The organism is Pseudomonas sp. GCM10022186, assembly GCF_042656385.1.
Taxonomy (GTDB): Bacteria; Pseudomonadota; Gammaproteobacteria; order Pseudomonadales; family Pseudomonadaceae; genus Metapseudomonas.
The window spans coordinates 224,216-246,708 of sequence record NZ_JBHSOU010000002.1; the positions used below are offsets into that span (position 1 = coordinate 224,216).

Annotated in this window: 18 protein-coding genes; 8 read left to right on the forward strand and 10 right to left on the reverse strand. The window is 66.6% G+C overall.

The window, feature by feature from the left end; translation table 11 throughout:
• Positions 1 to 215 precede the first annotated feature (215 nt).
• On the forward strand, positions 216 to 2,123 hold the full coding sequence (locus ACFPU0_RS01740) for a beta-ketoacyl synthase (RefSeq protein WP_377691068.1): 1,908 nt from the start codon (positions 216 to 218) through the stop codon (positions 2,121 to 2,123).
• A 153-nt stretch (positions 2,124 to 2,276) separates the two neighbouring features.
• On the opposite strand, the gene cysQ is transcribed toward ACFPU0_RS01740, so the two are convergent.
• The gene (gene cysQ / locus ACFPU0_RS01745; RefSeq protein WP_377691069.1) at positions 2,277 to 3,098 is read right to left on the reverse strand and encodes a 3'(2'),5'-bisphosphate nucleotidase CysQ; all 822 of its coding nucleotides are present in this window, start codon (positions 3,096 to 3,098) and stop codon (positions 2,277 to 2,279) included.
• Positions 3,095 to 3,661, reverse strand: a complete 567-nt coding sequence (gene nudE, locus ACFPU0_RS01750; protein WP_377691070.1) for an ADP compounds hydrolase NudE — start codon at positions 3,659 to 3,661, stop codon at positions 3,095 to 3,097. Before nudE ends, cysQ begins: the two co-directional genes overlap by 4 nt.
• 131 nt (positions 3,662 to 3,792) lie before the next feature.
• On the opposite strand from nudE, the gene yrfG reads away from it, so the two are divergent.
• The 6 genes from yrfG (at position 3,793) to ACFPU0_RS01780 (ending at position 10,209) form a co-directional block, all read left to right on the forward strand.
• Entirely contained in the window at positions 3,793 to 4,455 is a 663-nt protein-coding gene (gene yrfG, locus ACFPU0_RS01755) for a GMP/IMP nucleotidase (protein WP_377691071.1), read from the forward strand.
• Between the two features lie 22 nt (positions 4,456 to 4,477).
• The gene (locus ACFPU0_RS01760) at positions 4,478 to 5,374 is read left to right on the forward strand and encodes a LysR family transcriptional regulator (protein WP_377691072.1); all 897 of its coding nucleotides are present in this window, start codon (positions 4,478 to 4,480) and stop codon (positions 5,372 to 5,374) included.
• A gap of 95 nt (positions 5,375 to 5,469) precedes the next feature.
• Positions 5,470 to 6,315 carry a formate dehydrogenase accessory sulfurtransferase FdhD gene (gene fdhD / locus ACFPU0_RS01765; protein WP_377691073.1) on the forward strand — a complete coding sequence of 282 codons (846 nt, stop codon included), beginning with the start codon at positions 5,470 to 5,472 and terminating at the stop codon, positions 6,313 to 6,315.
• Complete coding sequence (locus ACFPU0_RS01770; protein WP_377691074.1) at positions 6,312 to 8,633, forward strand: FdhF/YdeP family oxidoreductase; 2,322 nt, start codon at positions 6,312 to 6,314, stop codon at positions 8,631 to 8,633. The genes fdhD and ACFPU0_RS01770 overlap by 4 nt, the downstream gene beginning before the upstream one ends.
• A gap of 544 nt (positions 8,634 to 9,177) precedes the next feature.
• The gene (locus ACFPU0_RS01775; RefSeq protein ID WP_377691075.1) at positions 9,178 to 9,669 is read left to right on the forward strand and encodes a hypothetical protein; all 492 of its coding nucleotides are present in this window, start codon (positions 9,178 to 9,180) and stop codon (positions 9,667 to 9,669) included.
• Between the two features lie 171 nt (positions 9,670 to 9,840).
• Positions 9,841 to 10,209: a glycine zipper domain-containing protein gene (locus tag ACFPU0_RS01780; protein ID WP_377691076.1), complete on the forward strand. Its 369-nt coding sequence runs from the start codon at positions 9,841 to 9,843 to the stop codon at positions 10,207 to 10,209.
• A 59-nt stretch (positions 10,210 to 10,268) separates the two neighbouring features.
• On the opposite strand, the gene sstT is transcribed toward ACFPU0_RS01780, so the two are convergent.
• From sstT to ACFPU0_RS01800, 4 genes are all read right to left on the reverse strand, one after another.
• Positions 10,269 to 11,513 (reverse strand): serine/threonine transporter SstT, encoded by a 1,245-nt coding sequence (sstT, locus tag ACFPU0_RS01785; RefSeq protein ID WP_377691077.1) that lies wholly within the window; start codon positions 11,511 to 11,513, stop codon positions 10,269 to 10,271.
• A gap of 295 nt (positions 11,514 to 11,808) precedes the next feature.
• Positions 11,809 to 12,246: an acyl-CoA thioesterase gene (locus ACFPU0_RS01790; protein ID WP_377691078.1), complete on the reverse strand. Its 438-nt coding sequence runs from the start codon at positions 12,244 to 12,246 to the stop codon at positions 11,809 to 11,811.
• 109 nt (positions 12,247 to 12,355) lie between these two features.
• Positions 12,356 to 13,519, reverse strand: a complete 1,164-nt coding sequence (locus tag ACFPU0_RS01795; RefSeq protein WP_377691079.1) for an iron-containing alcohol dehydrogenase — start codon at positions 13,517 to 13,519, stop codon at positions 12,356 to 12,358.
• 64 nt (positions 13,520 to 13,583) lie between these two features.
• Entirely contained in the window at positions 13,584 to 15,383 is a 1,800-nt protein-coding gene (locus ACFPU0_RS01800; RefSeq protein WP_377691080.1) for an acyl-CoA dehydrogenase C-terminal domain-containing protein, read from the reverse strand.
• Between the two features lie 105 nt (positions 15,384 to 15,488).
• On the opposite strand from ACFPU0_RS01800, the gene ACFPU0_RS01805 reads away from it, so the two are divergent.
• Positions 15,489 to 16,388, forward strand: a complete 900-nt coding sequence (locus tag ACFPU0_RS01805) for a LysR family transcriptional regulator (protein WP_377691081.1) — start codon at positions 15,489 to 15,491, stop codon at positions 16,386 to 16,388.
• 142 nt (positions 16,389 to 16,530) lie between these two features.
• Here the strand turns inward: ACFPU0_RS01805 and ACFPU0_RS01810 are convergent, their stop codons facing one another.
• From ACFPU0_RS01810 to hslO, 4 genes are all read right to left on the reverse strand, one after another.
• Positions 16,531 to 17,133 carry a nitroreductase family protein gene (locus tag ACFPU0_RS01810; protein ID WP_377691082.1) on the reverse strand — a complete coding sequence of 201 codons (603 nt, stop codon included), beginning with the start codon at positions 17,131 to 17,133 and terminating at the stop codon, positions 16,531 to 16,533.
• A 211-nt stretch (positions 17,134 to 17,344) separates the two neighbouring features.
• A complete protein-coding gene (locus ACFPU0_RS01815; RefSeq protein WP_377691083.1) occupies positions 17,345 to 19,285 on the reverse strand; it encodes a RecQ family ATP-dependent DNA helicase in 1,941 nt (646 codons plus the stop codon).
• Between the two features lie 267 nt (positions 19,286 to 19,552).
• A complete protein-coding gene (locus ACFPU0_RS01820) occupies positions 19,553 to 21,097 on the reverse strand; it encodes a phosphoenolpyruvate carboxykinase (protein ID WP_377691084.1) in 1,545 nt (514 codons plus the stop codon).
• A gap of 196 nt (positions 21,098 to 21,293) precedes the next feature.
• Positions 21,294 to 22,187, reverse strand: a complete 894-nt coding sequence (gene hslO, locus ACFPU0_RS01825; RefSeq protein WP_377691085.1) for an Hsp33 family molecular chaperone HslO — start codon at positions 22,185 to 22,187, stop codon at positions 21,294 to 21,296.
• Positions 22,188 to 22,493: the final 306 nt, after the last annotated feature.

The window sequence follows — 22,493 nt, forward strand, 5'->3', positions numbered from 1 at the left end:
CCATCCCCCCAATCTCCCGCCGAATGACCGACGGAGTGACTTGATAGTCATACCCCGCGTCAGGTAGACATCCCAATACATTCGAGCTGCCACCTGGCTCATGCCACCTGGCCCGTGACGCTTGACGCTGCATAAAGCCGCCACCTCCGAGCGGCGCCCCGCTGTCAAGCTCGCCCGCTGGCATGAGATGGTCCTTTTTGAGGAGTTTCCGAGAGATGTCCCGACTTCCAGTGATTGTGGGTTTTGGCGGCTATAACGCGGCTGGACGAAGCTCGTTCCACCACGGCTTCCGTCGTATCGTGATCGAGACCCTGGACGCCCAGGCCCGCCAGGAGACCCTGGCCGGCCTCGCCGTCATGATGAAGCGGGTGTCGGTGGCCGACGGCCAGTACTTCAGCGCCGAGGGCCAACCCCTGACCCTGGCCGAGATCGAAACCCGCTACGCCGCCGAGATCCTCGACTCCACCCTGGTGCGCCGCATCGGCCTGCAACACCTGGACGTGGACGCCGCCCACTGGCAGAAGAACCTCAGCGCCGCGGTCGGCGACGGCCAGGCCATCAGCTTCACCACCTCGCGCAAGCAGCTGCCCGAGCCGCTGCCGGCCAACTGGGAGGTGGAAACCCTGGACAACGGTGAAGTGCGCGTCGCCATCCACGGCAGCTGCGACTTCAAGGTGGACAGCTACCGCGAGCTGCCGGTGAAATCCGCCGGCCAGCTGCCCACCGGTTTCGAGCCGGGCGAGCTGTACAACTCGCGCTTCCACCCGCGCGGCCTGCAGATGTCGGTGATCGCCGCCACCGACGCCATCCGCTCCATCGGCCTGCCGTGGAAGGACATCGTCGACCGCGTGCAGCCCGACGAGATCGCCGTGTTCTCCGGCAGCATCATGAGCCAGCTGGACGAGTACGGTTTCGGCGGCATGATGCAGTCGCGCCTGAAAGGCAACCGCGTCACCGCCAAGCAGTGCCCGCTTGGCCTCAACACCATGCCGGCCGACTTCATCAACGCCTATGTGCTGGGCAGCGTCGGCACCACCGGCAGCGTTACCGGCGCCTGCGCCACCTTCCTCTACAACCTGCAGAAGGGCATCGAGCTCATCACCTCCGGCCGCGCCCGCGTGGCCCTGGTGGGCAACGCCGAAGCACCGATCACCCAGGAGTGCATCGACGGCTACGGCGCCATGGGCGCCCTGGCCACCGAGGAAGGCCTGCGCCAGGTGGGCGGCCGCGAGGACGTGGATTTCAGCCGCGCCAGCCGCCCCTTCGGCGAGAACTGCGGCTTCACCCTGGCCGAATCCAGCCAGTACGTGGTGCTGATGGACGACGAGCTGGCCCTGGAACTGGGCGCCGACATCCATGGGGCGGTGACCGACGTCTTCATCAACGCCGACGGCTTCAAGAAATCCATTTCCGCCCCCGGCCCGGGCAACTACCTGACCCTGGCCAAGGCGGTTGCCGCCGCGTCCCAGCTGATCGGCCCGGACGGCGTGCGCGAGCGCAGTTTCGTCCATGCCCACGGCTCCAGCACCCCGGCCAACCGCGTCACCGAATCCGAGCTGCTGGACCGCGTAGCCGGCGCCTTCGGCATCGAGGAATGGCCAGTCGCCGCGGTGAAGGCCTATGTCGGCCACTCCCTGGCCACCGCCAGCGGCGACCAGGTGATCGCCGCCCTCGGCACCTTCAAGTACGGCATCCTGCCGGGCATCAAGACCATCGACCGGGTGGCCGACGACGTGCACCGCCAGCACCTGTCCATCGAAACCCGTGACCGGGTCCTCGGTGACCGCCAGCTGGACGTCTGCTTCATCAACTCCAAGGGCTTCGGCGGCAACAACGCCACGGGCGTGGTCATTTCCCCGCGCCTGGTGGAGAAGATGCTGAAGAAGCGCCACGGCGAAGCGGCTTTCGCCGCCTACAGCGCCAAGCGCGAACAGACCCGCGCCAATGCCGAGGAATACGACCGCCGCGCCCGCCTCGGCGAGCTCGACATCATCTACAACTTCGGCAACGACCTGATCGACGAGCAGCAGATCGAGCTGAGCCCCGAAGGCATCCAGGTGCCCGGTTTCGCCCAGACGCTGCGCTACAAGAAGGACGAGCGCTTCGCCGATATGCTCGATTGAGCCTTTGGCAGGCCTCCGGCCTGCTTGGCGAATGAATTCGCCCCTACAAGGGTCCGCAACTCTGTAGGGGCGAATTCATTCGCCAAGGACCGCGCAGCGGTCCCAAAAGGTTGAATCCATGAAAAAGGGCCCCTCGGGGCCCTTTCTCGTTGCTCAGTCCAGCGCGCGCGCCAGCTGGATCAACTCCGCCCGCCATTCGGCGGCCACCGGCAGGGCCAGGAAGGACGGATTGAGGAAGTCCGCGCGGGCTTCGTAGGTCAGGGCCGTGCCGGCCAGGTTCAGCACCTCGCCGCCGGCGCCCTCGAGCACACCCTGGGCCGCCGCGGTGTCCCACTGGGAGGTGGGGGCCAGGCGCGGATAGCAGTCCGCCGAGCCCTCGGCCAGCAGGCAGAACTTCAGCGAGCTGCCGATATTGGCCAGCTGCAGGTCACCGAAACGCTCGCACAGCCAGGCCAGCAGGCGCTCCTGGGCCGGACTCGAATGACGCTTGCTGGCGACCACGGTAAAGGCTTCGTCCGGGGCGATGCGCACGCTGATCTCCTCGGGCGCACCGCCAATGTCCAGGCGCCAGGCGCCCAGGCCGGCACCGCCGTAATAGCAGCGTCCGCCCACCGGCATGCCGACCACGCCGAACACCACGCGACCGGCTTCCACCAGGGCCACGTTGACGGTGAACTCCTCGCTGCCGGCGATGAATTCCTTGGTGCCGTCCAGCGGGTCCACCAGCCACCAGCGCTGCCAGCCGGCGCGCTCGGCGAGGGGGATGTCGGCGGCCTCTTCGGAAAGCACCGGGATCTGGGCATCCAGCGCCGCCAGTCCGCTGGCCAGCACCTTGTGCGCCGCCAGGTCGGCGGCGGTGACGGGCGAGGCGTCGGCCTTCTCCATCACCGAAAGTTCGCCACGCCAGTAGGGCAGGATCAGGTCGCCGGCCTGGCGCACCAGGTCGATCACGGCGGGTAGCAGGGGATGGTTCACGGTTGGTACTCCCCGCGCTGGGTCAGGAGGTCACGGGTCAGGTAGAGCGCCGCCAGGGCACGGCCCTCGCTGAATTGCTGATGCTGGGCGAGGCTGGACAGCTCGCGCAGGTTGATGCGGTCGACCCGCAGCGGCTCGGGCTCGTCGCCCGGCAGGCTCTCGGCGAAGAGGTCGCGGGCCAGCACCACCTGGATCTTCTGGCTCATGTAGCCGGGGGACAGGGACAGCTCGGTGAGGTACTCCAGCTTGCGCGCGCCGAACCCGGCCTCTTCCTTGAGTTCGCGGTTGGCGGCGTCGAGCACATCCTCGCCCGGCTCGATCAGCCCCTTGGGCAGGGACAGCTGGTAGTCGTCGGTGCCGGCGCAGTATTCCTCCACCAGCAGCACATGTTCGGCGTCGGCCATGGCCACCACCATCACCGCGCCGTAGCCGGAGCCCTTGCCCACCAGACGTTCATAGGTGCGTTCGACACCATTGGCGAAGCGCAACTGCAGCTCTTCGACACGGAACAGGCGGCTGCTGGCGACGATTTCGCGAGCGAGCACCGTGGGCTTCTGACGCATAACGGACTCCTTGGCATGACCGGCGGGTTATCATACCCCGCCTTTGCCGAATGTCCCCGCTGGAGATTGCATGCCAGCGACGACCAGCGATGCATTGGCGACAGCCCCCTTCACCACCGCCGGCGTTACCCATGTCCCGACTGCCCTGGAGCGAAATCGACACCGTCCTGCTCGACATGGATGGCACCCTGCTCGACCTGCACTTCGACAACCACTTCTGGATGGAGTACCTGCCGCAGCGCTACGCCGAACACCACGGCATCAGCCGTGAACTGGCCGACGCCGAGCTGCTGCCGCTGTTTCGCGACAACGCCGGGCAGCTGAACTGGTACTGCACGGATTTCTGGAGCCGCGAACTGCGCCTGTCGATCCGCGACCTCAAGCGCGAGGTGGCGCACCTGATCGCCCTGCGCCCGGACGCCGACCTCTTCCTCGCTGCCCTGCGCCGCGCCGGCAAGCGCGTGGCGCTGATCACCAACGCCCACCGCGACTCGCTGTCGCTGAAGATGGAGCGGGTCCAGCTGGCGCCCTGGTTCGACCGCCTGATCAGCTCCCACGACTATGGCTACCCCAAGGAAGACCAGCAGTTCTGGCAGGCGCTGCAGCAGGACTTCGGCTTCGAACCTGCGCGCAGCCTGTTCATCGACGACAGTCTGCCGATCCTGCGCAGCGCACGGCATTATGGCGTCGCCCAGTTGCTGGCGGTACGCGAACCGGACAGCCGCAAGGGCCCGAAGGACACCGAGGAGTTCCCCGCGGTGGAGAGCTACCGCACGCTGATCCAGGGACTCTGAACTTTCCTGTGGAGGAACCGCCATGGACATCAAGCAACTGAAGTTCCTCATCGCCCTGGAGGAGACCCACCACTTCGGCCAGGCCGCCGCGCGCTGCCACGTCACCCAGCCGACGCTGTCCATGCGCCTGCGCAGCCTGGAGGAGGAACTGGGCCTGGACCTGGTGATCCGCGGCCAGCGCTTCGAAGGTTTCACCGACGCAGGCGAGCGCGTGCTGGCCTGGGCCCGTACCCTGCTGGCGGCCCACGACGGCCTGTACGCCGAGGCGGCGGCCTGCCGCGGCCAGTTGGTGGGCACCTTGCGCCTGGGGATGGTGCCGCTCGCCGGCTTCGACCCCATGCGCCTGGTGGAAGCCTTTTCCAGCCCTCACCCGAACCTGCGTTTCCAGATGTTCTCGCTGAGCTCCGAACAGATTCTCGAAGGCCTGGCGCGCAACCAGCTGGACCTCGGCCTGTCCTACCTGGATCGCCTCGACCGCGAGCATTTCGAGAGCCTGGAACTGGCGCAGACGCGCATGGGCCTGTTGCACGACCGCCGCCACTTCAGCTTCGATACCCCGGCGCTGTCCTGGGAAAGCCTGGTGGACCTGCCCCTGGGACTGCTTTCCAGCGGCATGCACTTCCGCCAGTCCATCGACCACGGTTTCCGCAGTCGTGGCCTGTCACCCCAGCCACGGCTGGAAACCGACGCCGTGCACCAGCTGCTGCGGGCGGTCAGCGCCGGCCTGTGCTGCGCCATCATGCCTCTGGACAGCGGCCTCGACGACTTCACCGAGCACCTGGCGCTCACCCCCATAGAAGAAGCCCGCACCCTCGCTCCCCTGGGCCTGATCCTGCGTCGTAGCGAGCCCCGCTCGGCGCTGGCGGATGCCTGCTTCGCCGAGGCGAAGGCACTGCTGGAGCTCGATTCGGCGTCTTGATAGGCGCGCTCGATCATTGAATCGGGAATAGCGATTAGACGCCCGTGCCATGCGGGCCTAGGATGGCTGAGTCAATCCGTCGCAGGGGCAGTTCCATGTCACGCCCAGACGCCAAGCGCCATCTCGAATCTGTGGATAACCCACCCGTGCCGTCCGGCTACACCTATGCCGAGCTGGACCGCGGCGCGCGTGTGGAAGACGCCGTGCTGGCCGAGGAATGCGCCCTGGCCATTTCCTACAACGGCATCAGCTACGCCGTGATGATGGTGTCTCCCAGCGCCCTGGAAGATTTTGTCGCCGGCTTCAGCCTGAGCAGTGCGGTGGTGCAATCCATCGACGAAATCTATGACATCCAGCTCGAAGGCGAGGGCATCGCCCTGCATGCCGAAGTGGACATCGGCAACCGCGCCTTCTGGTCCTTCAAGGAGCAGCGCCGCAACCTGGCCGGCACCACCGGCTGCGGCCTCTGTGGCGTGGAAGCGCTGGAACAGGCGCTGCCGGAACTGCGTTCCCTGGAGCCGGCCCCGCTGCCGCCCGCCGAGCATTTCGTCGACCTGCGCCAGCGCATCAATGAAGCCCAGGAACTGGCCCGGCGCAGCGGCGCCCTGCATGCCGCGCTCTTCGTCGATGCCAGCGGCGAGCTGCGCCTGTGCCGCGAAGACATCGGCCGCCACAACGCCCTCGACAAGCTGATCGGCGCCCTGCTGCGCCAGGGCCTGGACCCCCGCGAAGGTTTCGCCGTGGTCACCAGCCGCTGCAGCCTGGAACTTATCCACAAGGCGGTGCGCGCCGGCCTGTCCACCCTGGTCAGCCTGTCTGCCCCCACCACCCTGACGGTGGAATGGGCGCGTCGGCACCACCTCAACCTCATCCACCTGCCTCACCACAGCGCCCCACGGGTCTACAGCCCGGCGCCGCAACCGAAAGCCCCCACCGAATGAGCCTGCAACCCGTACAACCCCGCTACAAACCCTACAAGGGCGCCGCGGCCGGCTGGGGTGCGCTGAAAAGCGTCACCCGCTTCTGGCTGGACAGCAAACAGCCGTTCAAGAACCTCCGTGCCCTGCTCAAGACCAACCAGAATGGCGGCTTCGACTGCCCCGGTTGCGCCTGGGGCGATTCCCCCGAGGACGGCCGCATCAAGTTCTGCGAGAACGGCGCCAAGGCGGTCAACTGGGAAGCCACCAAACGCCGGGTGGATGCCGCCTTCTTCGCCCGCTACAGCGTCAGCCAGTTGCGCGAGCAGAGCGACTACTGGCTCGAATACCAGGGCCGCCTGACCCAGCCCATGCGCTACGACCGCCAGACCGACCACTACGTGCCGGTCAGCTGGGAACACGCCTTCGCCACGGTGGCCCATCACTTGCGCAACCTGGAAAGCCCGCACCAGGCCGAGTTCTACACCTCCGGCCGGGCCAGCAACGAGGCGGCCTACCTGTACCAGCTGTTCGTCCGCGCCTTCGGCACCAACAACTTCCCCGACTGCTCGAACATGTGCCACGAGGCCAGCGGCGTGGCCCTGGGCTCGAGCCTGGGGGTGGGCAAGGGCAGCGTGACCTTCCACGACTTCGAGCATGCCGACGCCATCTTCGTGCTCGGCCAGAACCCCGGCACCAACCACCCGCGCATGCTCGAACCCCTGCGCGAAGCGGTGAAGCGCGGCGCCCAGGTGGTCTGCCTCAACCCGCTTAAAGAACGCGGCCTGGAACGCTTCCAGCATCCCCAGCACGCCCTGGAGATGCTCAGCAACGGCTCGCGCCCGCTGAATACCGCGTTCTTCCGCCCGGCCCTGGGCGGCGACATGGCGGCCATCCGCGGCATCGCCAAGTTCCTCCTGCAGTGGGAGCGGGAAGCGGCCGGCAAGGGCGAGCCGCCGGTGTTCGACCATGCCTTCATCGCCGAACACACCGAAGGCGTCGACGCCTACCTGGCGGAACTGGATGCCACGCCCTGGGAGCGGATCGAGCAGCAGTCGGGCCTGGGCCTGGACGAGATCGAGATTGCCGCGCGCATCTACCGCGACGCCGGCAGCGTGATCATCTGCTGGGCCATGGGCATCACCCAGCACCGCCACTCGGTGCCGACCATCCAGGAAATCGTCAACCTGCAACTGCTGCGCGGCAACGTCGGCCGCCCAGGCGCCGGCCTCTGCCCGGTACGCGGCCACAGCAACGTGCAGGGCGACCGCACCATGGGCATCAACGACCGCCCGCCGGCGGCGCTGCTGGACGCGCTGGAGAAGCGCTTCGGCTTCAAGGTGCCGCGGGAGAACGGCCACAACACCGTGGAAGCGATCAACGCCATGCTGAAGGGCGAGGCCAGGGTCTTCATCGGCCTCGGCGGCAACTTCGCCCAGGCTACCCCGGATACCCCGCGCACCCATGCCGCGTTGCAGAACTGCGAGCTGACGGTGCAGATCAGCACCAAGCTCAACCGCAGCCACCTGACCGTCGGCCGCGACGCGCTGATCCTGCCGTGCCTCGGCCGCACCGATATCGATCGCCAGGCCGAAGGGCCGCAGGCGGTGACGGTGGAAGACTCCTTCAGCATGATCCACGCGTCCTGCGGCCAGCTGGAGCCCTCGTCCCGGGAAATGCGTTCGGAGCCGGCCGTCATCGCCGGCATCGCCAAGGCCACCCTGGGCGATCACCCGGTGGACTGGGACGCCCTGGTCGCCAACTACGACCGCATCCGCGAGCTGATCGCCGACACCATCCCCGGCTTCGAGGACTTCAACCGCCGCGTGCAACACCCGGGCGGCTTCTACCTGGGCAACACGGCCAACGCCCGGCAGTGGAGCACCGCCAGTGGCCGCGCCAACTTCACCGCCAGCCCGCTACCGGCGGACCTGCTCCACGAGAAGGTCCGCAGCACCGGTGAAACGCCGCACCTGATCCTGCAGACGCTGCGCTCCCACGACCAGTACAACACCACCATCTACGGCCTGGACGACCGCTACCGCGGCGTGCACGGCCAGCGCGAGGTGGTCTTCGCCAACGAGGCGGACATCCGCCGCCTGGGCTTCTCGCCTGGGCAGAAGGTGGACATGGTGACGCTCTGGGATGACGGCGTGGAACGCCGGGTGTCCGGCTTCAGCCTGCTGGCCTTCGATATTCCCGCCGGACAGGCCGCCGCCTACTACCCGGAAACCAACCCCCTGGTGCCCCTGGAAAGCTACGGCGACGGCAGCTACACCCCCACCTCGAAATTCGTCGCCATCCGCCTCGAAGCCTCCCGCGACAACGGCCGCATCCTCTAAAGGGTGCAGCCCGCCACCGAGTTGAACTGAACGGTAGGGTGCGCTGCGCGCACCGAGAGCCCCGCGCGGAGCATCCGGTGCGCACAGCTCTGTAGGATGGGTAGAGCGGAGCGAAACCCATGCTGTCGGATCGATGGGTTTCGCAAGCTCTACCCATCCTGCAGGCTGAACCGAACCGTAAGGTGCGCACGGCGCACCCTACATGGGCGCAATAGCGGCAATGAACTTTCAATGGAAATAAGGGAACTTTGTTTCGTGGAACTTTAATTCTGCGAAACAATTTGAAACATCGCTTTAAACGCTATATAAAGTTCCCACGCAAACGAAACTTTCACGGCACTTTGCTAGCATGCAAAAAGCCCGAAAGGCAGGGCTGTAGAGGGCTGGAACAGAGCTCAGACTGTGAAGCAAAAAAATAGTTCCGCCTTTAAAGTCGAAAGTGAAAAAAATGTGAAAAGTCGGTGTTTTTCGTCGCCCGACTCTTGCGCAAGTTAATTCCTGCGGTAAATATCGCCTCACCAAAACCACTGAGGCGATCCTCACCATGAAGTACACCTCGATCCTTCTTCTGTCTCTTGGCCTCGCCAGCGGCAGCGTCTTCGCAGGCGGCAATACCGAAGCCGGTGTTGGCGGTGCGCTGGGCGGGGTCCTGGGGTCCGTTGTCGGCAACGCTGTCGGCGGCAGCACCGGTGCAGCCATTGGCGCCGGCGTGGGTGGTGCAGCGGGCGGCGCCGTAGCCGCTCCGAAACGCAACCGCACCGAGGCAGCCATCGGCGGTGGCCTCGGCGCGGCCGGCGGCCAGGTCATCGGCCGCTCCATGGGCGGCACCACGGGCGGCCTGATCGGCGCGGCCCTGGGTGGTGGCGCCGGTGGTGCGCTGGGTAACGAATACGGCGACCGGAACCGCTACGACGATGACGACTGGGACGACGATGGTCATCGCCACTACCGCCGCGCTTACCGTGATCACCCCGGCCGTGGCCATGCCTGGGGCCATCGCAAGCACAAGCACAAGCACTGGCATGACGATGATTGATCAACGCCACTAACCGAAAAAAGCCCGCTTCCAGCGGGCTTTTTCTGCGGGCTGCGGCCTGGTCGAGCACCAGCCGCCCCCCTCCTGAAACCATAATCCGACCTGCGTCATGGATGCCCCGGAGAAGCCGCGGGACCATGGACTTCCCCTTCGAAATGGAGACTTAGCAAGATGCGCAAAGCAGTAACCGCCCTCGCCCTCAGCCTGCTGGCGACCCAGGCCGTCGTGGCCGGCGAGACCACCAACAACGCCATCGGCGGCGGCCTCGGCGGTGCCCTGGGCAACGTCGTTGGCAACGCTGTTGGCGGCAGCACTGGCGCGGCCATCGGCGCCGGCCTGGGTGGTGCGGCCGGTGGCGCCATGACCGCGCGCAAAGGCAAGAAGACCGAAGCCGCCATTGGCGGTGGCCTGGGCGCTGCCGGCGGTTCCGTCGTTGGCCGCAGCCTCGGCGGTTCCACCGGTTCGGCCATCGGCGCGGGCCTGGGCGGCGCGGCTGGCGGCGCGATCGCCACCGAGCTGAGCAAGGGCAAGCATCGCTGAGGCATGCGCCCATGAAAAAGCCCCGGCACCTGCCGGGGCTTTTTCGTTGTGGGCGGGAATCAGCCGAGCTGTTCGGCGCGCGCCTCGATCACATCGCCGCTGGCCATGCACGCGGCCGCGGTGAAGAGCACATCGGTGGAGGAGTTCAGCGCGGTCTCGGCGGCGTCCTGGAGGATGCCGATGATGAAGCCCACGGCCACCACCTGCATCGCCACCTCGCTGGGAATGCCGAACAGGCTGCAGGCCAGCGGGATCAGCAGCAGCGAACCACCGGCCACGCCGGAGGCGCCACAGGCGCAGATGGCAGCGACCACGCTGAGCAGGATGGCGGTGGGGATGTCGACGGCGATGCCGAGGGTCTTCACCGCCGCCAGGGTCAGCACGGTGATGGTGATGGCCGCACCGGCCATGTTGATGGTGGCGCCCAGCGGGATGGATACCGAGTAGGTGTCCTCGTGCAGGCCGAGCTTTTCCGACAGCTGCAGGTTGACCGGGATGTTGGCCGCCGAGCTGCGGGTGAAGAAGGCGGTGATGCCGCTCTCGCGCAGGCAGGTCAGCACCAGCGGGTAGGGGTTGCGGCGGATCTTCCAGAACACGATCAGCGGATTGACCACGAAGGCCACGAAGAGCATGCAGCCCAGCAGTACCGCCAGCAGGTGGGCATAGTCGGCCAGCACGCCGATGCCGTTCTCCGCGAGAGTGGAAGCCACCAGGCCGAAGATGCCCAGCGGAGCGAAGCTGATCACCACGCGAACGATCAGGGACACGCCATGGGACAGGTCGCTGAACACGTTGCGGGTGGTTTCGCTGCCCTGGCGAATGGCGATGCCGAGGCCCACGGCCCAGACCAGGATGCCGATGAAGTTGGCTTCCATCAGCGCGGTCACCGGGTTGGCCACGGCACTGGCCAGCAGGCTCAGCAGCACTTCGGAGATATTGCCGGGTGGCGCCAGGTCGGTGGCGCCGGTGGACAGGGCGATGGTCGAGGGGAACAGGCTGGAGGCCAGCACCGCGACCACGGCGGCGGAGAAGGTGCCGATCAGGTAGAGGAACAGGATCGGGCGGATATGGGTGCGCTCGCCCGGCTTGTGGTTGGCGATGGCGGCGATCACCAGGACGAATACCAGCACCGGCGCCACGGCCTTCAGGGCCATGACGAACAGCTTGCCGAGCAGGCCGACGGCGCTGGCGTACTCGGGGGCGGTCAGGGCGAGGGCGATGCCGGCGATCAGGCCGATGATGATGCGGGTGACCAGGCTGGTGCGTTTCAAGCGTTGCAGGATGGAGCCGTTTGCATGGGTCATTGCAGGTACCGCTGAACGTTCGGGCCGCACGACGGGCCGGCCCCAGGTGGAAATTGAATCCCGGTGGCGCCCCGCCTTCACTGCCGCAGATCAAGCGCAAAAGAAAAAACCATGCCGCGCGGTGTTTCACCTCGCAGCCGGTCGGGACGTTCGGGTTTGGCGCGCATTGTGCTGATTCGCGCCCGATATGGGTAGAGCGAGCGGACCGCTGGCCCTTGTGGATGTCGCCATTTCGGCCGTTTCGGGCCGCTGAATGTCTGTAGGGGCGAATTCATTCGCCCCTACAAGGAGGCAGTCAGCCCTCCACCACCAACTCCGCCAGCGCCCCGCGAAGGGCCTCGGGAATCGGCACCGGCCGGTTGCTCTCGCGGTCGACGAAGACGTGCACGAAACGCCCGGCGGCGCAGGCCTCGTCTTCACCCTGCTTGAAGATCGCCAGTTCGTACTGCACCGAGCTGTTGCCCAGCTTGCCCACCCGCAGGCCCACTTCGATGCGATCGGGGAAGGCGATGGAGGCGAAATAGTCGCAGGAGGAACTGACCACGAACCCCACCACGCCGCCCTCGTGGATATCCAGGCCGCCCCGTTCGATCAGGTAGGCGTTCACCGCGCTGTCGAAGTAGCCGTAATAGACCACGTTGTTCACATGGCCGTAGATGTCGTTGTCGTGCCAGCGCGTGGTGATGGGCTGGAAATGGCGGTAGTCACCGCGCAGGTGCTGGGGTTGGCTCATGGAATCTCCTGTGTTCGAGGGGCGATTGATGGAAATCCGCCCAGGGGATTTCCACCCTGCGCGAGGCAATCGTAGGGTGGATCACGCTCCACCGATCCACCAGGCGGACTCAATAGGCGGCCTGGTAGATGGCCAGGGCCTGGGCCTCGCTGATGTCGCGGGGATTATTCACCAGCAGGCGCTGTTGCAACATGGCGTCGCTGGCCAGGCGCGGCAGCATGGCTTCGGGCACGCCGGCATCGCGCAGGCGGGTGGGCAGGCCGCTGCGCAGGCTGAAGCCCGCCAGTTCGACGATCAGTTGCTCGGCCAGATGGGCCTCGCCACCGGGCTTGAGCTTGCGCCCGAGCACCAGGGGCGCCAATTCGGCATAGAGGGGCGCCGCCACCTCGGCGTTGAAACCCAGCACATGGGGCAGCACCAGCGCATTGGACAGGCCGTGGGGCATGTGGAAATGCCCGCCCAGGGGGTAGGCCAGGGCGTGCACCGCCGCCACCGGGGCGTTGGCGAAGGCCTGTCCGGCCAGGCAGGCGCCCAGCAGCATGGCCTGGCGTGCCGCGCGGTCACGGCCGTCGTGCACCACCTTGTCGAGGTTGCCCACCAGCAGGCGCAAGGCCTCGCGGGCCAGCAGGTCGGACAAGGGGTTCTTCTTCAGGCGGCTGGTGTAGGCCTCGATGGCGTGGACCATGGCGTCGATTCCGGTGGCCGCGGTGACCGCCGCCGGCAGGCCGAGGGTGAGGTCGGCGTCCAGCAGTGCCAGGTCCGGCAGCAGCAGGGGCGACACCACGCCCTGCTTGGCGGTCTCGCCGGTGGTGACGATGGCGATGGGTGTCACCTCGGAGCCGGTGCCGGCGGTGGTCGGCACCTGCAGCAGCGGCAGACGCCGGCCCCGTGCGTTGCCGACACCGTAGATATCCGAGAGCCCCTGGCGGCACTCCGGGTGCGCCAGCAGCGCCACCAGCTTGGCCACGTCCATGGAGCTGCCGCCGCCGAAACCCACCACCAGTTCGGCGCCTAGCGTCCTGGCCAGCTCCACGGCCTCCAGCACCACGCTTTCCGGCGGGTCGGCCTGGACCTGGTCATAGACGGCGACGGTCAGGCCGGCGGCGGCGAAGCCGGGAAGGATTTCATCGAGCATGCCGAGGCGGGTGATGCCGGGATCCGTGACGATCAGCACGCGGCTTGCGCCGCGTTCACGACAAAGTTCGGCCAAGCGCACGGCCGCACCCGATTCGCAGAGGATCTGCGCGGTGGTGGCAAAGCTGAAGGGTTGCATCCTGGCGTCCTCCTTTTCTTGTTGTGGGGCGCACCGCAGCCGGGCGGTGCGCCGGATCGCCTGGTCAGAACGCGAAATGCGCCTCGGGCAGCGCCATCAGGCAGTCCGCACCGCCCAGCAGGGCCTCGCGGTGGCTGCTGGCACGCGGCAGCACACGACGCAGATAGAAGCGCGCGCTGTGCAGCTTGGCCTGGTAGAAGTCCGCCTCGGCAGCACCGGCCTCCAGGGCGTCCTGGGCCCGGGCGGCGGCTTGCAGCCAGAACCCGGCCAACAACACATAGGCCGAGTACTGGAGGAAGTCCACCGAGGCGGCACCGATTTCCTCCGGGTTCTCCCGCACCCGGTCCAGCAGGGTAGCGGTCAGCGCGCGCCATTCCTGCAGGCGCGCCAGCACCGCGCCGGCCAGTTCGGCCAGTTCGGCCAGTTCGGCGCGCTCCGCCTGGGCATCGGCCAGGGCGGCGAACTCGTCCTGCAATGCAGCCAGTTCGGCGCCGCCATCGCCCATCAGCTTGCGGCGGATCAGGTCCAGCGCCTGGATACCGTTGGTGCCCTCGTAGATCTGGGTGATGCGGCTGTCGCGCATCAGCTGCTCCATGCCCCACTCGCGGATGTAGCCGTGGCCGCCGTAGACCTGCACGCCAAGACTGGCGACCTCCTGGCCCATATCGGTGAGGAAGGCCTTGACCATGGGAATCAGCAGCGCCGCGCGGCGGCCGGCGGCCTTGCGCTGGGCGGCGTCGGGGTGGCCGTGCTCCAGGTCCAGCTGACGCGCGCAGTAGGCGGCCAGCATGCGGCTGCCCTCCACCAGGGTCTTCTGGGTCAGCAGCATGCGCCGCACATCGGCGTGGTGAATGATCGGATCGGCGGGCTTTTCCGGCGCCGCCGGACCGCTCAGCGCGCGGGATTGCAGGCGCTCGCGGGCGTAGGCCAGGGCGCCCTGGAAGGCCTGCTCGCCAATGCCGAGGCCCTGCAGACCGACCTGGAAACGCGCGTCGTTCATCATGGTGAACATGCAGGCCAGGCCCTGGTTGGCTTCGCCGATGAGCCAGCCGGTGGCGCCATCGAAGTTCATCACGCAGGTGGCGGCGCCCTTGATGCCCATCTTGTGCTCGAGGGCGCCGCAGGACAGGGCATTGCGCGCACCCGGCGTGCCATCGGGGTTGGCGATGAACTTGGGTACCAGGAACAGGCTGATGCCCTTGACCCCGGCCGGGGCGTCCGGCAGGCGCGCCAGCACCAGGTGGACGATGTTCTCCGACAGGTCCTGCTCGCCGCCGCTGATGAAGATCTTGCTGCCGCTGACCTTGTAGCTGCCATCGGCCTGGGGCTCGGCGCGGGTGCGCAGCAGGGCCAGGTCGGTGCCGGCCTGGGGTTCGGTGAGGCACATGGTGCCGGCCCACTGGCCGCTCACCAGCTTGCCCAGGTAGGCCTCGCGCAGCGCCTCGCTGCCGTGCTTGTGCAGCGCCAGCACGGCGCCTTCGGTCAGGCCCGAGTAGACGCGGAAGGACAGGCTGGCGCCCATCAGCATTTCGTGGAAGTTGCAGGCGACCATCTGCGGAAAGCCCTGGCCACCGTATTCCAGCGGGCCGGTCATGCTCGCCCAGCCATTGTCGCAGTACTGCCGGTACGCCTCGCGGAAGCCCTTGGGCGTGGTCACCACGCCCTGTTCCAGGGTCACGCCTTGTTCGTCGCCGTTGCGGTTCAGTGGCGAGACCACTTCACCGGCATAGCGCGCGCCCTCTTCGAGGACGCCGTCGATCAGTTCGCGGTCCAGGCCATTGCCCAGCAGTTCGCAGTGGGCGGAAACGTCGAAAAGCTCGTGGAGCACGAAGCGCATGTCGCGCAGGGGTGCCTTGTAGGTCATGGATGGCCCTCTTGTTGTGCTGCTGGAAAGACAAAAACGCCAATCACCTTAAGGAAGCCGCTACTATTTTTGAAATTTAGTCTTGTGATAGATGGCATTCCCCCGGTGAATATCTCGAACTTCGACCTCAACCTCCTGCGGGTGCTGGACGCCCTGCTGCGCGAGCGCAACGTTTCCCGTGCGGCGGAACGCCTGGCGCTCAGCCAGCCGGCGGTGAGCAACGCGCTGAGCCGCCTGCGCGAACTGCTCGGCGACCCGCTGCTGGTGCGCGTGGGCCGCGCCATGCAGCCGACACCGCGGGCCCTGGCCCTGGAGACGCCGATTCGCGCGGCGCTCAAGCAGATCGAGCAGAGCCTGGTGATGGGCGAAGGTTTCGACCCGGCGCGCAGCCGCCAGCGCTTCACCATCGCGCTGACCGACTATGTGGAACTGCTCTGCATGCCGCGCCTGCTGCAGCAGCTGGCCGAGGAAGCGCCGGGGGTGAAGGTCGCCATCCGCCACCTCAGCCCCAGCCTGCCCGCCGCGGCGCTGGACCAGGGCGAGCTGGACCTGCTGCTGGGCCGCTTCGAGCGCATCCCCTCGCGCTTTTCCAGCCGCCGCTGGATGAGCGAAACCCTGCGCCTGGTGGCCCGCCGCGACCATCCGCTGTTGCAGGAGGCGCCCGACCTGTCCGGTTTCCTCAGGCTACGTCACCTCTGGGTGCACGGTGGCCAGACCAAGGGCATGGTCGATCAGTGGCTGGGGGAACAGGGGCTGGCGCGGGATATCGTCTACACCACGCCCAATTACCTGCAGGCGGCCCACATAGTCGCCGGCACCGACCTGACCGTGGTGCTGCCAACGCGCCTGGCCCATCACTTCGCGCGCCTGCTGCCGCTGCAGGTGCATCCCCTGCCCTTCGCCCTCGGGCCCTTCCACCTGGACCTGGTGAGCGTGGCCCAACGCGAAGGGGACGAGGCGCTGCAGTGGCTGATCGAGCGGTTGATGGGAATCGGGCGTTTGTAGGGTGGACCACGCTTCACCGGTCCACCATCGCGGTTCGGCATGACTCCGCTGGTGGATAGAAAAGCGCTATCCACCCTACCGGGCTGCCGTGACCTGTGGGAGCGAATTCATTCGCGATTGAAATCGCTCCCACAACCGCAATTCAGAACCGGTCGCGGATAACCGCTTCGTCGAAGGCCAGCTTGCCGATGCGCGGCTTGGGCTCGATGGCCTGCTTGCCTACGGCGACCATCAGGCCGATGGCGTGGTGTTCCGGCAGGCGGATCAGGTCGGCGACGGCGTCGAAATCGAAGCCGTCCATGGGGCAGCTGTCCAGGCCCTTGCCGCGGGCGGCGAGCATCAGGGTCTGGGCCACCAGGCCACAGCTGCGCATCACCTCATCGCGCTGCACCCGGGGCTTGCCGCGGTAGTAGTTGTCGATGGCACCGGCCATGAAGTCCTGCACCGGCTGCGGCGCTTCGGCCCAGACGCGGGCGGCGTCCTGTTCCCAGGCGTCGAGGCGGGCGCAGACGATCACCAGCATCGAGGCCTCGGTCACCTGGGCCTGGTCCCAGGCCACATCGCGAATGCGCTGGCGCAGGGCCGGGTCGCCCACTTCCACCAGGCGCACGTGCTGCAGGTTGAAGGCGGTAGGCGCGAACAGGGCCAGTCGCAGCAGCTCGTCCTTTTCTTCGCGGCTCAGGGCGTGGCCGGTATCGTAACCCTTGACGGCGCGGCGGCTGCGGATGGCTTCATGGATATGCATGTAAGGCTCCTGGGATCGGTGAAGTGAAACGTGGCGCCATCCTAAGCAGGCAATGCATGCACTACCAACACTGATTAATGATGGAACCGATCGAAAAAATCCGTGTGGGCGAGATTTTCCTGTAGGGGCGAATTCATTCGCCAAGGACCGCGAAGCGGTCCAGCGGTATCGAAGGGCAGGTCTTCGACCTGCTTGGCGAATGAATTCGCCCCTACAAGATGTGCTGTCGACTCACCCACTCACGCACCTCGGCGTAGGGATAGGCCTCCAGCGCGGCGAAGCCCGGCAGGCTGCGCGCCTTGAGACGGGTGAAGAGCGGCGCGCTGATGCCGCAGAGCAGGCGGGCCAGGCAATCGGCGCTGGGCGGCGCGCCCCTCAGCTCCTCGTAGCGGCGGCTGAAGGCACCGCACAGGGACTGGAAGTCCCGCCCGGCCAACGGCGCCAGTTCAGGCGGCGCGGGCAGGCGCGCCACCCGGCCCTGGCAGACCGAGCAATGGCCGCAGCGCTCCGGCACCTCGTGGTCGCCGAAGTAATGGGCCAGCCGCGCGCTGAGGCAGTGGTCGCTGGAGAAGAGCTGCAGCATCGCCTGGATGCGGGCGATTTCGCTCGCCTCGTGCTGGCGGAAATAACGATGCAGCTCCTCGCTCAGGGCCGGCGCGTCGAAGGCGGGCTGCAGCAGGGCATAGACCTCGGTCATCTGCTTGCTTTCCAGCTCGATCCAGCCGCGCTCCTGGAAGTAGTCCAGGGCCTTCACCGCGCGGCTGCGCTCGGCGCCGTACTCGCGGTAGAGCCGGTCGAAATCCACCGTGCACCAGGTGCGCGCGCGGGTGGAGGTACGCACCAGGGCTTCGACGAACTGGCGGCGCTCCCCCTCGAACTGCCGCATGAGCTCCTCGGGCGCCAGCAGATGCTTGAAGCGGTACTCGGCGAAGTAGGCGAACAGCGGCGCGATGATGCCGCGCAATTCCAGCTGCACCAGCAGGGTCTTGAGCGGCAACTGGCGGATATTGCTCTGGTCGGAGAGGGCCCCCAGCATCAGCTCCCAGCGTTCGCCGCCCTGCGCCGCCGCCTTCAGTTCCTCCAGCACCTGGCGGATGCCGGCCAGCTCCGGGGTGTCGCCATAGACGAAGTTCTCCAGCACGTTGAGGCTGTCGCGGTTGGCCAGCACCAGGCAGTCCGAGGGCTGGCCATCGCGCCCGGCACGGCCGATCTCCTGGCTGTAGTTCTCCACCGACTTGGGCAGGTCGTAGTGCACCACCTGGCGGATATCGGCCTTGTCGATGCCCATGCCGAAGGCGATGGTGGCGACCATCACGCTCACCTGCCCGGCCATGAACCGGCGCTGCAGCGCCTCGCGCTCTTCATGGGGCATGCCGGCGTGATAGGCACTGGCGGCGATGCCACGTCCGGTGAGATGCGCGGCGACCTCTTCGGCGGTCTTCTGCAGGGTCACGTAGACGATGGCCGGCTGCCCCGCGCGCGGCCCCAGCCAGTCCACCAGTCGCTCCAGCTTGCGCGCTCCGGCCACGGGCTCCACCAGCAGGTTGAGGTTGGGGCGATAGAAGCCGGTGGTGATCACGTCGGCATCGGCGATGGCGAACTTGCGCTGCATGTCGGCGATCACCGTCGGCGTCGCGGTGGCGGTGAGCAGCAGCACCTGGGGGATGCCGAACTGGCGCTGGTATTCGGGCAGCTTGAGGTAATCGGGGCGGAAGTTGTGGCCCCATTCGGAAATGCAGTGGGCCTCGTCCACCACCAGCAGGGAAATCGGCACCTGCTGGATGAAGCTGCGGAAACGCTCGTTCTTCAGGCGCTCCACCGAGATCATCAGGATCTTCAGCTCGCCGGAACGCGCCCGCGCCATGACCGCGGCAGCCTCCTCGCGGCTCTGCGCCGAATCGATGCTGGCGGCGGCGATGCCGTGGCGATGAAGGAAGGCCAGCTGGTCCTGCATCAGCGCCAGCAGCGGCGACACCACCAGGGTCAGGTGCGGCAGGTGCAGGGCCGGCAGCTGGTAGCACAGCGACTTGCCGGAGCCGGTGGGGAAGATGGCGGCGGCCGAACGTCCGGCCAGGACGGCGGAGATGGCGGCTTCCTGGCCGGGGCGGAAGGCCGGGTAACCGAAGACCTGGGCGAGGCTGGTTTGGGGCATGGGGTTCACTCCGTTGACGGGGCCTTGAGCATGGGCGAAGGCTGCATCGGACGAGGCTCCTCGAAGGGAGGAAAAGTCCTGGAATCCGTGAGCGAATTCCAGCACATGCAGGGCCCCGTAGGGTGGACCACGCTTCACCGGTCCACCATTCGGGGTTCGGCCGGGCCCTGTTGGTGGATGTAAAAAGCGACATCCACCCTACGCACTACGCAGCGCCAATGAAAAAGCCGCCCGGGGGCGGCTTCTTCGATCAGGACGCGGTGCGGCTTAGAGCTGCGGGCCGGCGTTCTTGATAGCGTCGGAGACGTCGAACTTCTTGAAGTTCTCGATGAACTGCTTGGCCAGGGCCTGTGCAGCTTCGTCGTAGGCAGCCTTGTCAGCCCAGGTGTTGCGCGGGTTGAGCAGGTTGGTGTCGACGCCCGGAACGGCCTTCGGCACGTCCAGGTTGATGATGTCCAGGTGCTCGGTCTCGGCGCCGATCAGCGCGCCGCTCTGGATGGCGGCGATCACGCCACGGGTGGTCGGGATGTTGAAGCGCTTGCCGACGCCGTAGCCACCACCGGTCCAGCCGGTGTTGACCAGGTACACCTTGGAGCCGAAGCCCTGGATGCGCTTGATCAGCAGTTCGGCGTACTCGCCGGCCGGACGCGGGAAGAAGGGCGCGCCGAAGCAGGTGGAGAAGGTGGACTTGATGCCACCGCCGGAACCCATTTCGGTGGAGCCGACCAGCGCGGTGTAGCCGGACAGGAAGTGGTAGGCGGCCTGCTCGTTGTTCAGGATGGAAACGGGCGGCAGCACGCCGGTCAGGTCGCAGGTCAGGAAGATCACTGCGTTCGGCTCGCCGGCACGGTTGGCCTCGACGCGCTTCTCCACCAGGTGCAGCGGATAGGCGGCACGGGTGTTCTGGGTCAGGCTGTCATCGCTGTAGTCGGGCACGCGGGTTTCCGGGTTCAGCACGACGTTTTCCAGCACGGCGCCGAACTGGATGGCTTTCCAGATCACCGGCTCGTTCTTCTCGGACAGGTCGATGCACTTGGCATAGCAACCGCCTTCGATGTTGAACACGGTGCCCACGCCCCAGCCGTGCTCGTCGTCACCGATCAGGTAGCGGCTCGGGTCGGCGGACAGGGTGGTCTTGCCGGTGCCGGACAGGCCGAAGAACAGGGTGGTATCGCCCTCTTCGCCGACGTTGGCGGCGCAGTGCATCGGCAGCACGTCCTTTTCCGGCAGCAGGAAGTTCTGCACGGAGAACATGGCCTTCTTCATTTCACCGGCGTAGCGCATGCCGGCGATCAGGACTTTCCTGGCGGCGAAGTTGAGGATCACGCAACCATCGGAGTTGGTGCCGTCGCGCTCGGGTTCGCAAACGAAGTTCGGCGCGTTGATGATCTGCCATTCCTGGCGGGACTGCGGGTTGTACTGTTCCGGGTTGATGAACAGGCAACGGCCGAACAGGTTGTGCCAGGCGGTCTCGGTGGTCATCCTGACGGCCAGGTAGTGCTCGGGATCGGCGCCGACGTGCACGTGGGAGACGAAACTCTCGCGCTCGGTCACATAAGCGTCAACGCGGGCCCACAGCGCATCGAACTTGTCCGCCGGGAAGGGACGGTTGATGTTGCCCCAGGCGATCTTGGCGTCGGTGCTCGGCTCTTGAACGATGAATCGATCTGCCGGAGAACGACCGGTGCGGTGGCCGGTTTTCACTACCAACGAACCGTTGGCGGCCAGTTCACCCTCACCACGGCGGATGGCCTCTTCGACCAGTTGCGCGGCGCTGATATCGGTGTACACGGCGTTTTTGGCTTGCGTCATGTGGTTCCCCGTCGGCGAAAAGCCGAGTCCTCCAAACGATTTGTAGTGGGTACTGCGACCCCCTACAGCGAAAAAAGTGCGCGCGATTATGCCAGAAAAGGCTGCATTGGGTAGAAACCTCCTGTCAGCCGGGCATATTCCTGACCGATAATCGCACCTCGGTCACGCAGCGACCCCATGGGCACACTACATCTTTTCAGTGGCGCGTTTCCGAGGGCGCGGCACTGCCGCCACCGGCGAACAGCTGGGCGATATCCGCCGCATCGAAGCTGTAGCGCTGGTTGCAGAACTGGCAATCGATCTCGACCGTGCCGCCATTTTCCCGCAGCAGCGCCTCGGCGTCTTCCTTGCCCAGGCTGACCAGGGCATTGGCCGAGCGCTGGCGCGAGCAGCTGCAGCGGAAGTGGATGGCCTGCGGGTCGAACAGGCGCACCGCTTCCTCGTGGTAGAGGCGGTGCAGGATGGTTTCGTTGTCCAGGCCGAGCAGTTCCTCGGCGGTCAGGGTGTCGGCCAGGGTGGTCAGGTGCTGCCAGCTGGCCTCGCGGGCCTCGGGGTCCTTCAGGCGGTCGGCGGGCAGGGCCTGGAGCAGCATGCCACGGGCGTTGCGGCCGTCGGCATTGAGCCAGAACCGGGTGGGCAACTGCTGGGAGTTGTCGAAGTAGCTGGAGAGGCAATCGGCCAGGGTGGCGCCATCGAGGGCGACTATGCCCTGGTAGCGCTGGCCCTGCTTCGGGTCCACGGTCAGGGTCAGCGAACCTTCGGGCATCAGCTCGTGCAGGCCGGCGCCGGGGCTGACCTGGCTGGCGTGGTAACGGGCGATGCCGCGCACCTCGCGGTCGCTGGAGCACTCCACCATCAGCAGCGGAACCGCGCCCGAGGAGCGGGCCTGGAGTACCAGCAGCCCGTCGAACTTGAGGGTTCCCACCAGCAGGGACGCGGCGGCGAGCATCTCGCCGAGCAGCTGGGCGACAGGCTCCGGGTAGGGGTGCTTGGCCAGCACATGGGCGTAGCTATCGCCCAGGGAAGCCATTTCACCGCGCACGTCGGTGTCGTCGAAGAGAAAGCGTTGCGTGAAGTCGTGTTCGTACATATCGGCGGGCCGTAGCGGGGTACAGCGCGGACGGACGCCGGGCTGTCGGGAAGGAGGGAAGAGTCGGAAATACGACTCCGGCATGGCGGAATTTTAAGGAGAAAGACCAAGTCCTCCAAGAGGGCGCCAATTATTCGACAGATTTGACCGAGCGTCCGCAGGCGCCGACAGTTTATTGTCGAACAAGCAGATGAGGAAAGCGCCCTAACCGGCAGAAATCCAAGGGCTTTGCTTTCCGGGAAATACTGGCACTTTCACATTTCGCGACGCGCCAACAGTCTCTTCCCCCGCTGTCCCCCTTCGTAC